The 12,275-nt window shown below is 71.3% G+C and carries 11 protein-coding genes and 2 tRNA genes; 1 reads left to right on the top strand and 12 read right to left on the bottom strand.

Going from position 1 to position 12,275, the window contains the following annotated elements; translation table 11 throughout:
* Positions 1-54 precede the first annotated feature (54 nt).
* The 11 genes from KAG51_RS00770 to KAG51_RS00720 all read right to left on the bottom strand — a co-directional run bounded on the left by KAG51_RS00770 (position 55) and on the right by KAG51_RS00720 (position 8,980).
* Positions 55-1,692 carry an alkaline phosphatase D family protein gene (locus KAG51_RS00770; RefSeq protein ID WP_290579611.1) on the bottom strand — a complete coding sequence of 546 codons (1,638 nt, stop codon included), beginning with the start codon at positions 1,690-1,692 and terminating at the stop codon, positions 55-57.
* Positions 1,693-2,039: 347 nt separating this feature from the next.
* Positions 2,040-2,113 (bottom strand) — tRNA-Pro (locus KAG51_RS00765).
* A 35-nt stretch (positions 2,114-2,148) separates the two neighbouring features.
* Entirely contained in the window at positions 2,149-3,216 is a 1,068-nt protein-coding gene (locus tag KAG51_RS00760; RefSeq protein WP_290579609.1) for an ice-binding family protein, read from the bottom strand.
* Between the two features lie 286 nt (positions 3,217-3,502).
* A tRNA-Gly gene (locus KAG51_RS00755) sits at positions 3,503-3,578 on the bottom strand.
* A gap of 64 nt (positions 3,579-3,642) precedes the next feature.
* Positions 3,643-3,807, bottom strand: a complete 165-nt coding sequence (locus KAG51_RS00750; protein ID WP_290579607.1) for a hypothetical protein — start codon at positions 3,805-3,807, stop codon at positions 3,643-3,645.
* Between the two features lie 67 nt (positions 3,808-3,874).
* Positions 3,875-4,945, bottom strand: coding sequence for a PP2C family protein-serine/threonine phosphatase (locus tag KAG51_RS00745; protein WP_290579605.1), 1,071 nt, complete (start codon positions 4,943-4,945; stop codon positions 3,875-3,877).
* Positions 4,946-4,974: 29 nt separating this feature from the next.
* A complete protein-coding gene (locus tag KAG51_RS00740; protein ID WP_290579603.1) occupies positions 4,975-5,811 on the bottom strand; it encodes a DNA-formamidopyrimidine glycosylase family protein in 837 nt (278 codons plus the stop codon).
* On the bottom strand, positions 5,804-6,289 hold the full coding sequence (locus KAG51_RS00735) for a ribose-5-phosphate isomerase (RefSeq protein WP_290579601.1): 486 nt from the start codon (positions 6,287-6,289) through the stop codon (positions 5,804-5,806). The genes KAG51_RS00740 and KAG51_RS00735 overlap by 8 nt, the downstream gene beginning before the upstream one ends.
* 13 nt (positions 6,290-6,302) lie before the next feature.
* Complete coding sequence (locus KAG51_RS00730) at positions 6,303-7,193, bottom strand: alpha/beta hydrolase (protein WP_290579599.1); 891 nt, start codon at positions 7,191-7,193, stop codon at positions 6,303-6,305.
* Positions 7,194-7,799, bottom strand: a complete 606-nt coding sequence (locus tag KAG51_RS00725; protein ID WP_290579597.1) for a disulfide bond formation protein DsbA — start codon at positions 7,797-7,799, stop codon at positions 7,194-7,196.
* Positions 7,800-7,837: 38 nt separating this feature from the next.
* Positions 7,838-8,980, bottom strand: coding sequence for a glutamate--cysteine ligase (locus KAG51_RS00720; RefSeq protein WP_290579595.1), 1,143 nt, complete (start codon positions 8,978-8,980; stop codon positions 7,838-7,840).
* Positions 8,981-9,248: 268 nt separating this feature from the next.
* On the opposite strand from KAG51_RS00720, the gene pepN reads away from it, so the two are divergent.
* Positions 9,249-11,789: an aminopeptidase N gene (pepN, locus tag KAG51_RS00715; protein ID WP_290579593.1), complete on the top strand. Its 2,541-nt coding sequence runs from the start codon at positions 9,249-9,251 to the stop codon at positions 11,787-11,789.
* Between the two features lie 212 nt (positions 11,790-12,001).
* On the opposite strand, the gene KAG51_RS00710 is transcribed toward pepN, so the two are convergent.
* Complete coding sequence (locus KAG51_RS00710; protein ID WP_290579591.1) at positions 12,002-12,274, bottom strand: hypothetical protein; 273 nt, start codon at positions 12,272-12,274, stop codon at positions 12,002-12,004.
* Position 12,275: the final 1 nt, after the last annotated feature.

Genomic DNA, 12,275 nt, shown 5'->3' with positions numbered 1-12,275 from the left:
CGCGGGCACGGCCCCGCACGCAGGTCGCGGAGCACGGCGCCAGGCGCACCAGGGTCAGACCGTCTGGATCCGCGAGGATCCGGACCGAAGGGTCCGCGTCGCCAGCCGCCGGGTCGAGGCGTCCGGGTCGGCGCGGTCGCTGACCGCCCACCACTCCATCCGCGCCCCCGCCTCGTCGACCTCGAGCACGCAGTACCCGTGGTCGTCGAGGTTGACGAAGCGGACGTGCGGGTTGAGGTCCATGATCGCCTCCTCCATCGCGACCGACACCGACCGTGGGGCCGTCCCCATGTAGTCGTCGACGTTGTTGCTCGTGACCGACGCGCACACGAACTCGGCCGCGACCGGGGCGCCGTCGGATCCCCGGATCTCGTTGGCCCACGCGGTGTGCACGTCACCACTGAGGAACACGACGTCGTCGATCCCGCGGTCCTCGATGTGCTGCAGGAGGGCGCGACGCTGCGCGGGGTAGCCGTCCCACGTGTCGGTGTTCGGCTCCGCGGGGCCCCACGACATCGGGTCGGTCGTGGTGACGAGCGCGAGCTGTTGTCCGCGGGGGCGCTGCGGCATCAGCATCGGCGCGACCATGACCGGGTTGCCGATGAGCTTCCACCGTGCCGGCGAGGTCGCCAGCTCGCCCGCGAGCCAGGCGAGCTGCTCGGCTCCCGTGAGCTGGCGGTCGTCGGCCGTCAGCGCGGGGTCGTCGTGGTCGACCCGCTCGTCGCGATACCCCCGCAGGTCCAGCATCATCAGGTCGACGAGGGCACCGAACCGGATCCGGCGGTAGATCCGCGTGCCGTCGCCGACCACGGCGGTGCCGCCCAGGCGCACGGGCATCCACTCGTCGTAGGCCCGCTGGGCAGCTTCCAGGCGCTCGGCGAAGCTGCCCTCGTCGGCCTGGTGCTCGAACGCACCGCCCGGGAACCAGCCGTCGGCGACCTCGTGGTCGTCCCACGTCACGATGAACGGCACGAGCGCGTGCAGCGCCTGCAGGTCCGGATCGGTCTTGTACTGGGCGTGACGCGTGCGGTAGTCGGCCAGGGTGACGGTCTCGTGCGGCGGTTCGTGAGCGCGCACGTCGACCCAGTCGTAGCCGTACGAGTACTTGCCACGCTCGTACTCGTACAGGTAGTCGCCCAGATGGATCACGGCGTCGAGGTCGTCGGTCTCAGCGAGGTGCCGGTAGGCGCTGAACCACCCGGCCTGCCAGTTCGCGCAGGACACGACCCCGAACCGCAGAGCACCACCGGCCGCGTGCTGCGCCGGCGCCGTGCGGGTGCGACCCACCATCGAGCTGTCGGGACCGCTGCGGAACCGGTAGAAGTAGGTGAGTCCGGGGAGCAGGCCCGTGACGTCGATCTTGACCGTGTGGTCGCTGGCCGGGTCCGTCGTGACCGTGCCGGAGGCGACGACCTCGCGCAGGCCCTCGTCGGCCGCGACCTCCCAGTACACCTCCGCCGGATCCCCCAGTCCGGAGCCGGGCACCGCCTCGATCGACGGGGTCACGCGGGTCCACAACACGACCCCGTCAGGCAGCGGGTCTCCCGACGCGACCCCGTGCTGGAAGCGGTGGTGGCGGTAGCCCGTCGCGGGTGAGGGGAACGCTGCGGGCCCCACGACCCCGGCGACCGCGGCAAGGCTCATGCCGCCGATCAGGACCTGGCGACGTGTCGGCGCCTCGAACCGCTGCACACCCCCATTGCTCCAGCACCGGCGGACGCCGCGGTGCCGCCCAGGTGAACGTCACTCGACCGGATCCTCAAGAGTCGAGGTCGCGCCCGGACGACGTGCCCGATTCGGGCCCGATTCGTTCCCACCCGATTCGTGCACGAATTCGGCCGGGAACGGTCAGAACAGCCGAGTTCCTGCACAAATCCGGGGCAGACGACCCGGCGATCCGGCGAGTCGGGATGACAGGACCCCGTCGGCGCTGGCGCGCCTCCTCCTCAAATCCCCCCGGCGATCCGGTGAGTCGGGATGACAGGACCCCGTCGGCGCTGGCGCGCCTCCTCCTCAAATCCCCCCGGCGATCCGGTGAGTCGGGATGACAGGATTTGAACCTGCGACCCTCCGCTCCCAAAGCGGATGCGCTACCAAGCTGCGCTACATCCCGTGACAGCGGCCGAGTCTAGACCGACCGCTGACGCCCTAGGCTGCTCGTCCCCGGAACCGCTGCAGGAGCAGCCCCCCGCCGACGAGGGCGAGCGCGCCGGCTGCCAGCAGGGTGACGGCCGGTCCTCCGGTCGCCGGGAGCTGCGACGCGCCGGGCGGCGTGCCGGAGCCGGAGCCCGCGCCGCCACCCACGCCTGCGCCGCCGTCACCCGAGCCTGGGGTCACGGTGCCCGGGCCGGACGGCGTGCCGCTGCCGGGGTCGGTCGTGCCTCCGCCGCCCTCGCCGTCGCTGTCACCATCGCCATCCCCGTCGCCCTCGCCATCCCCGTCACCGTCGCCGTCGCCGTCGACCTGACACGCGGGTACCGTGATGGTGTTGGTGTCGAGGGTCACGGCCCCGTTGCTCGCCAGAAGACGACCCTGGAAGGTCGCGTTGGTGTTGGCGGTGATGCTGGTGTCGGCCAGGACGTTGCCCACGAACACGGTCCCGGAACCGAAGGTCGCGGAGCTGCCGATCTGCCAGTAGACGTTGCAGGGCTGCGCCCCGTTGACGAAGAGCACGACGGAGTTCGACGCCGTCGTCAGCGAGCTCGGCACCTGGAAGACGAAGACGCCGTCCGACCGGCCGCCGCCGTCCAGGGTGATCGCCCCGCTCAGCAGCATGCTGCTCTCGACGGCGTAGATCCCGGGCAGGTAGGGCTCGGTCCGCACGAGCTCCTGCGGGATCGCGGTCGGCGGCAGCGCGCCAGCGGCCGCGTTGTACGCCGTGAGCAGATCGGCCTTCGCCAGCTGGGTGACCGCGTCGCCGGCATGGTTCGTCGCGCCCGGGGCGGTGAAGGTGAACGGTGTGTCGGTCGTGATGGTCGGTGTCTCGTGCGAGCCGATGCTCTGCGCCAGGCGCGTGTCACCGGTGTTGGTCACACCGGATCCGGCGAGCACGGAGAACGCACCGGCCGACTGCAGGTCGATCTCCGGGTCCGCGGCGTACGCGCCCGGCGCGCCGGTCCAGCACAGGGCGGCCACGAGGGCCGCACCGATGAGCAGTCGGGGGCGGCGCAGGTCACGACGGTTTTCCCGGCGCACGGAACGGGGAGGACGGAACATGATGCTGGTCGATTCTCACGACCAGGCGAAGAAGGGTCGCGGCTTCTGATCGTCCGTGCCGGCGAAAGGCTTCGCGGTTGGCGGACCACTCCGCAACGGCCAGGACGGGTGATCGGCCAAGGTCGCGGTGAGCGTGCCTGCGCTTCCTCCCGAAGCCCAGCAATGGCGAGAGCGAGCAGGACGACGCATTCACGTCTGGTCGAGCAACGGCCCTTCGTGGCCAGTTTCGCACCGATCGGGCGTACCTGCAGTCTTTTCTGCGCCGGCCTCCGCCGATGCGGTCCCGTGGAGCGGACGACGGGACTCGAACCCGCAACATTCTGCTTGGAAGGCAGAGACTCTAGCCATTGAGCTACGTCCGCGATGCCGCTCGCGCGGCGCCCCCATGATGCCACAGCCTCCGGACGCGACCGAGTCCTGTGCGCCCTAGCTGATCAGCGCCAGCACGGCGACGACCGCCGCCAGCGCCGAGACCACGGAGCCGAGACCCAGCACGACGGCAACTCCGGGCGCGCGCGACTCCTCGGAGGGCTCGGGCAGGGACCCGTCGACCTCGTCCCACGGGTCGTCCTCGATCCACCGGCGTGCCATGCGCGCGTCTCCCCCATCGATCGGTCCGCGCAGTCTACGGCCGGGGAGGGTCACCCCCTGGCCGCGCTCAGGCGCGGCGCTCGATGATCAGGACGGCCCGGTCGTCGCCGCCCTCCGCGACGAGCGCAAGCAGGCGCCGCGGAGCGTTGTCCAGCCCCGCGGCGGCGATCGGACGTGCGACCTCCCGCAGCCACTCGATCCCGGCGCCGATGTCGCGCGTGCGCGACTCGACGACGCCGTCGGTGTAGAACATCAGGGCGTCCCCGTGGTCGAGCCGGCCCGTGGTCTGGTGGAACTCCGGGCGCTCGTCGATGCCGAGCGCCAGACCGCGCGCCCCGTCGATGACCCACTCCCCGGCCACCGCGTCCCACCGCATCGCGGGTGGGTGGCCCGCGTTCAGGATCGAGTACTCCCCCGACTCCAGGTCGACCAGCACGTGAACGGCGGTCGCGAAGCCGTCGTCCCAGCGCTGGCGGAGCAGGAAGTCGTTCGCGGCTCCGAACAGCCCGACGGGCGGGAGCGCGCCGATCAGCCCGCCGAGAGCACCGGCGAACTGCAACGACTGCGACCCCGCCCCGACGCCCTTGCCGCAGACGTCGACCAGCACCATCTCGAGCCGGCGCTGGTCCTTCGAGAGGTTGGCGACGAGGAAGTCGCCGGCGAAGTTGATGCCGCTGGCTGTCTTCATGGCCGACTGGCTGCGCCAGCCCGTCGGGAGGTCCGGGATCGTGCTCTGGGACTGCAGCCGGTCGCGGAGGTCGACCAGCATGGCCTGCCCCAGCGGACCCGGGAGACCGGACCGCTGGCGGCTGGCCTGGTAGAGGATCAGGCTGATCGAGCACACCATGAGCAGGATCGAGGTGGTGCGCGCGGTCGTGAGCGGGCCTTGGGCGACGACCGTGATCGCTCCGAACACGGTCGTGATCGAGACCAGCGTGACGAGCGGCCAGAACCGCAGCAGGAGCATCCCGAGGAGCAGCGGCACGTAGAAGCCGCTGATCGGCATCCGGTTGTAGTCGTAGAGCGAGATCGCCAGGAACGCCACGTCGACCCCCACGATCGCGGCCAGCACCGTGAGCTGCCCCTCCCGGGTGCCGCTGCGCCATCGCACGACCGTGTCGTTGACGTACTCACGCACCGCGCGAGACGCTCCATGAGCCGGTCTGGTCACGGGCTGACACTATCGGCGACCTGGCAGCTCGGGCACCAGAACAACCGACGTTGATCGAGGTCTCGCGTCGCCACCGGCGTGCCGCAGATCCAGCACGGCATCGCGTCGCGCCGGTACACGTAGACCTCGCCGCCGTGGTCGTCCTCGCGCGGCGGACGCCCCATGGCCTCCGGCTCGTGCTCGGGGCGGACAGTGTCGATCCGGCCGCGCTCGACTCCGATCCTCATCAGGGCGGCCAGGTCGTGCCAGATCGCGTCCCACGTCGGGCGGTCGATCGCCGATCCGGGGGTCATCGGATCGATGCCGTGACGGAACAGGACCTCGGCCCGGTAGACGTTGCCGACCCCGGACAGCACGGTCTGGTCCAGCAGCAGCGCCGCGACCGGCCGACTGGACCGGCGCAGGCGCGCCCAGCCTCGGTCGGGGTCGGCGTCGGCCCGCAACGGGTCGGGTCCCAGCCGGGCGATGACCGCGTCGACCTCCTCCGGCATCAGGAGCTCGCAGACCGTCGGGCCCCGCAGGTCGGCCGTCACCGGGCTGCCGGATCTCGCCGAGGCCGTGAGCCGCCACCGGACCTGGCCCACGACCGGGTGCCGCGATCCGGCCTGGATCCGGAACGAGCCGTAGAGCCCCAGGTGCACATGCACCTGCCACGGGGCGTCGAGCACGCTCACGAACAGGTGCTTGCCCCACGCCTGCGCCCCCGCCACGGCGCGGCCGTCGAGCCGACTCGCCGCGAACCGGCCCTGCGGACTCGTGGACCGGACGCGCCGACCCGCGAAGCTCTCGGTGAGGTCGGCCGCGAGACGATGGAGGGTGTGGCCCTCAGGCACCCGCGCCGGGGCCCGAAGCGTCGGGAAACGTGCCCGTGGTCTCGTAGCCGAGCAGCAGGTCGATGCGGCGCTGGTGCCGCGCCTCGTCGCTCCAGGGCGTCGTGAGGAACGTCTCGACGATCGCCGTGGCCTCGTCCTGCGAGTGCATGCGCGCGCCGATCGAGACGACCTGGGCATTGTTGTGCTGACGGGCGAGCGAGGCGGTCTCGGTGCTCCACGCCAGGGCGGCACGGATGCCCGTGACCTTGTTGGCAGCGATCTGCTCGCCGTTGCCCGACCCGCCGATCACGATGCCGAGGGAGCCGGGGTCGGCGGCGACGCCCTCCGCGGCCGCGACACAGAACGGCGGGTAGTCGTCGAGCGCGTCGTAGGCGAACGCCCCGTGGTCGACGGGCTCGTAGCCGTGGTCGGCCAGCCAGGTCAGGAGGTGGGTCTTGAGCTCGAATCCGGCGTGATCCGCCGCGACGTGGACGCGCATGGGGCCCATCCTGTCAGGACGGCGCGCCAGGCGGGCGGCTGGTCCGCAGGAGGGCCGCGACGGTCGCGACCGTGGCGCGGGAGGCGTCGAACACGTCAGGCTGACGCCAGAACCCGTGGACCTGGCCCAGGACCCGGTGCGCCACGACAGGCACGCCGGCGTCGGCCAGCGCGGCCGCGTACGCCTCGCCCTGGTCGCGCAGCGCGTCGTGCTCGGCGGTGACGACGATCGCCGGTGGCAGCCCGGCGAGGTCGGCTCGCAGCGGCGAGACCTCCGGATGATCACCGGCCGCGCCGGGCGCGTACGCCTCCCAGAACCAGGTCATGCCGCTCGCGTCCAGGGCCGCGTTGTCCTCGTCGGGCAGGTCCGCGCGCCGGTCGACCGCGGGGTACAGCAGCACCTGGAGGTCGACCGCCCGGGGGTCGCGCACGGCGAGCCCGGCCACGAGGTTGCCGCCGGCCGAGTCCCCGATCGCCGGCAGCCACGTGGCGTCGACCTCGAGCGCGGAGGCCGTCGCGCGGAGCCACCGTGCCGCCGTCTCGACGTCGTCGAGCGGCGCCGGGTACGGGTGCTCGGGTGCGCGCCGGTAGTCGACCGCGAGGAGGGCGATGCCCGCCGCATCGGCCAGGTAGCGACAGAAGGCGTCGTGGGTCTCGAGGTCGTGCAGCGCCCAGCCACCGCCGTGCACGTAGAGCGCGACAGGCGCACCCCGGTGCGGCCGGTACAGCCGCCCCCCGACTCCCCCGGCGTCGACGTCGGCCACGTGCTCCAGCGCCACCCGGCCGGCCAGCGGAGGCACCGCGGCCCGCATCTCGACCCGCGCCGCGCGGACGCCCTCGACCGACAGCGCGTCGGGATCACCGAGGGAGGCCAGGTACGCCCGCGCCTGGGGATGCAGCGCCATCTAGCTGAAGTCGAGCTCGCCGTGCCGGGTGCGCTTGAGCTCGAAGAAGTCGGGGAACCCGGCGAGCGCCCGGGCGCCGTCGAACACGGTGCCCGCGGTCTCGCCCTTGGGGATCGACTGCAGCACCGGGCCGAAGAAGGCGACACCCGCGATCTCGATGACCGGCGTGCCGACCTCCTGGCCGACCTTGTCGATCCCGACCTGGTGCGAGGCGCGCACGGCGTCGTCGAGCGACGTGTCGTCGGCGGCCGCGGCCAGCTCGGTGGGCAGGTCGATCTCGGCGAGCACCTCGGCGAACAGGTCGGCGTCGAACTCACGACCGTCGTTGTGCTTCTTGGTGCCGATCGAGGTGTAGTACTCGCGCAACTTTGCGGGGCCGTGCTGCTGCTCGATCGCGATGGCCAGGCGCACCGGGCCCCACCCGCGCTGGATCATCTCGCGGTACTCGTCGGGGACGTCGTTGCCCTCGTTGAGCACCGACAGGCTCATGACGTGGAACGTGGTCTCGACGTCACGGACCTTCTCGACCTCCAGCATCCAGCGAGACGTGATCCAGGCGAACGGACACAGCGGGTCGAACCAGAAGTCGACGTTCTCGGCAGCCACGGGTGCTCCTCAGGTAGTCAGGGACAGGACAGGTCTTCTCAGCCCAACACCGGACGGCCCGTGCGCATTTCCTCCACGAGCGCGGCGGCCACCGCGTCGAGCTCTCCGGCGTGCGTGGCGGCGACCGCTCGCTGACGCTGGTACGACGCACCAGCGGAGACGATGTCGGCGACACCGGCCAGCTCGGTGGTGCAGCCCAGGTCGTGGGCGACGGGCTCGAGCACGCGCAGCCAGCGCGCGAGGTCGTCGGTCACGAGCTGCTCGTCAGCGGCCCGGTCGAGGATCAGGATCGCGTCCATGCCGTAGCGCGCCGCGCGCCACTTGTTCTCCTGCACGAACCACGGGGGCATCGTCGGCAGCTCACGACCGGCGTCGAGCTCGCGCGAGAAGTGCTCGACGAGGCAGTGGACGAGCGCCGAGATGCTGAGCACCTCGGTCAGGGTGGGGATGCCGTCACACACCCTCACCTCGATCGTGCCGAACTTGGGGGACGGACGGATGTCCCAGCGGATCTCGTCGAAGGAGTCGATGACACCGGTGTGGAGCATGTCCTCGACGTATCCCTCGAGCTCGGGCCAGGTGTCGAACTGGAAGCCCAGGCCCGCGGTGGGCAGCTGCTGGAACATGAGGGCCCGGTTGGAGGCGTAGCCGGTGTCCTTGCCGCCCCAGTACGGCGACGACGCGCTGAGCGCGAGCAGGTGCCCGTAGTGCCCCAGCAGGGCGCGACTGATCGGCAGGACCTTGTCTCGGTCCTCGATGCCGACGTGCACGTGGACGCCGTAGATCAGCATCTGACGGCCCCACCACTGCGTGCGGTCGATCAGGGTCGCGTAGCGCTCCTTGTCGGTGACCTTCTGCATGTCCCAGCGGGAGAACGGGTGCGTCCCGGCGCACAGCAGCTCGACACGGAGCCGATCGGTGACGGTGCGGATCAGCTCGATGCTGCGCTCGAGGTCCTGCCCGGCCTGGGCCACGGTGCGCGAGACCCCGGAGACGACCTCGACGGTGTTGACGAGCAGCTCCTGGCGGATGTGCGGATGCTGCCCACCGCCGACGGGCGCGACCGCCTCGAGCACGTACTCCGCGACCTGACGCAGGTCGCCGGAGTCGGCGTCGACGAGGGCCAGCTCCCACTCGATGCCGACCGTGGACCGCTCGGAGGCGGCGAAGGGGACGGCCATGGCCTCCATCCTGCCCGACGTGAAGGTGCCTGCTCGCCGGGGACGGACGTGTCAGTCGGGACAAAGTGTGAGGGGTTGCGGTTGCTGGACCACGAGACCTGAGGGGTTGAGGGTGACGTGGGACCCTCAACCCCTCGAACTTCAGCACCACCAACCGCAAGCGATCAGATTCGGTCCGCCCCGCCGGGGTCTGGTCTACGCCACGGCGACGCGGCGCTGACGCGTCCCCGGGACGAGCCCGGCGGCCGGCGGTGACAGAGTGGGCACCATGCCCGGCACCAATCTCACCCGTGAAGAAGCCCTCGCGCGCGCATCGGTCGTGTCCGACCCGACCTATGACGTCGCGCTCGACCTGACCGCCGGCGACGAGCGCTTCGGGTCGGTCACGACCCTGACGTTCTCCGCCACCCCGGGAGCCTCGACATTCGTCGACCTCGTCGACGCCGAGGTCGACGCGATCTCGCTCAACGGCGAGGCGATCGACCCGGCGGTCTACGCCGACAGCCGCATCCCGCTCGAGGGACTGCAGGAGCGCAACGAGCTCGTGGTCACCTCCCGCAACCTCTACTCGCACTCGGGCGAGGGCCTGCACCGATTCGTCGACCCGAGCGACGACAAGGTCTACCTCTACACCCAGTTCGAGGTGCCCGACGCCCGTCGGGTGTTCGCGACGTTCGAGCAGCCCGACCTGAAGGCCGAGTTCACGTTCCACGTCACGGCGCCGTCGCACTGGCAGGTCGTGTCGAACTCCCCCACGCCCGAGCCCGTGCCCGTTGCCGCCGAGGGCACGACACCCCAGCCGGCCAGCACCTGGCACTTCGCGCCCACCCAGAAGATGTCGACCTACATCACGGCGCTCGTGGCCGGCGACTACCACGTCGTGCGCGACACCTACGTGGGCGACCACGGCGAGATCCCGCTCGGCGTGTTCTGCCGACAGTCGCTCGTGCCCTACCTCGACGCCGACGACATCCTGCTGATCACGAAGCAGGGCTTCGCGTTCTTCGAGGACGCGTTCCAGATGGGCTACCCGTTCGGCAAGTACGACCAGCTCTTCGTGCCGGAGTACAACATGGGCGCGATGGAGAACGCGGGCTGCGTGACCTTCCGCGACGAGATGATCTTCCGCAGCCGCCAGACCGTCGCGGCGTACGAGCAGCGTGCCAACACGATCCTGCACGAGATGGCCCACATGTGGTTCGGCGACCTCGTGACGATGAAGTGGTGGGACGACCTGTGGCTCAACGAGTCCTTCGCCGAGTGGGCCGCGCACCACTCCAGCGTCGAGGCCACGCGCTTCACCGACGCGTGGACCGGCTTCACCAACAACCGCAAGAACTGGGCGTACCGCCAGGACCAGCTCCCCTCGACGCACCCCATCGCGGCCGACAACTACGACCTGCACGCCGTGGAGGCCAACTTCGACGGCATCACCTACGCCAAGGGCGCCTCGAGCCTCAAGCAGCTCGTGAGCTGGGTCGGGCTGGACGACTTCCTCGCCGGGCTGCGCGCGTACTTCGCCAAGCACGCCTTCGGCAACACCGAGCTGGGCGACCTGCTGCACGAGCTCGAGGAGGCGTCCGGCCGCGAGCTGCAGTCGTGGTCGGCGGAGTGGTTGCAGACCACCGGCGTGAACACCCTGCGCGCCGAGCTCACGACGGACGACGATGGCGTCTTCACCTCGTTCGACGTCGTGCAGACCGCCCATCCCGATCACCCCACGCTGCGCCGGCACCGCATCGCGATCGGCCTGTACGACCTCGCCGAGGGGCGCCTCGTCCGTCGCGATCGCATCGAGACCGACGTGCGCGACGCGCGCACCTCGGTCGCCGAGCTGATCGGGGTCCGCCAGCCCGATCTCGTGCTGCTCAACGACGACGACCTCACCTACGCCAAGATCCGCCTGGACGACCGGTCGTTCGCCACGCTCAAGCGCGGCATCTCCACGTTCGAGCAGTCCCTTCCCCGGGCACTGTGCTGGGGCGCGGCGTGGGACATGACCCGCGACGCCGAGCTGGCCTCCTCCGACTTCATCGATCTCGTGCTGGCCGGCATCGGCACCGAGACCGACCTCGTCGCGGTCGGCGCGCTCCTGCGACAGGGGCTCGGTGCCGTCAACCTCTACACGCCGGAGGCCGAGCTCGACGCCCTCGCCGGGCGCTGGGAGTCCGGCATCCGCGACCTCGTGCACGCGGCCGAGCCGGGCAGCGACCACCAGCTGGCCCTCGTGCGCGGCTACGCCGGTGCAGCACGGTCACCGGAGCTCCTGCGGACGCTGCTCGCGGGCGAGCTCGAGGGCCTCACGGTCGACGCGGACCTGCGCTGGACGCTGGTGTCGGCCCTGGCCCGGATCGGCCACGCCGACGCCGACGAGATCGCGGCCGAGCTCGAGCGCGACGCCACGAGCTCGGGGCGCGAGCACGCCGCCGGCGCGCTGGCCCTGCGTCCGCTCGCCGAGGCCAAGGCCGAGGCCTGGCGCCGGGCCGTCGAGGACGCGAGCACGCCCAACGAGACCCGCCGCAGCATCGCCGCCGGCATCCAGGTCGCGGGTCAGGCCGAGGTCCTGCGCCCGTACGTCGAGAAGTACCTCGCGATGGCCGAGACCGTGATCGACGAGATGGGCGTCTGGATCGGGCAGATCGCCCTGATCAACCTGTTCCCCAACGCCAACCCGGAGCTTGCGACGCTCGACCGGGTCGACAGCTGGCTGCAGACGACGTCGGCTCCGGCGGCCGCGGTGCGCTACGTCAAGGAGGGCCGCGACGACCTCGCACGGGCCCTGCGAGCCCGGGCCGGCGTCTCGGCCTGACACCTCAGGTCGCCGAAGCCCCCAGGGTCCCGCGCAGCACCGCGCGGGCCTCGGGGGTGAGCAGACCGCCGGCCTCACCTCGCACGTGGTCCTCGGCGACGGCCCCGAGCGGGGTCGACGCATGTCGTCGGGGACGACGACGCCGCCCGGAGCGGGCTCCGGGCGGCGGGGTGTGAGGGGCCGGGGCGCGAGGACCCCGGCAACGGGTCGGACTAGTGGTGGTCGACGTCGCTGGCCGAGACGTGGATCTCGTTGCCCGGCGCCGGAGGCACGTAGTTCTTGCGCGACAGCAGGGCCGTGAGCACCCAGATCACGACGATCATGGCGACCGGGATCCCGCCGAGCAGGACCAGGTAACCGAAGAAGCCCAGGCCCTCCTCGGTCTCCCAGGCGACGGGGGCATCGGCCAGGGCGGCGGCCGGGGCCAGCACGATCATCGTGAGCACGGTCGTGGCGAGGGCGAGCAGGCGCGCGGGGGTCGACATG

Origin of the sequence: Aeromicrobium sp. (assembly GCF_023146395.1) — a bacterium.
Classification (GTDB): Bacteria; Actinomycetota; Actinomycetes; order Propionibacteriales; family Nocardioidaceae; genus Aeromicrobium.
Note: the sequence above shows the minus strand (reverse complement) of the source record. Positions and strands in the feature narration are given on the sequence as shown.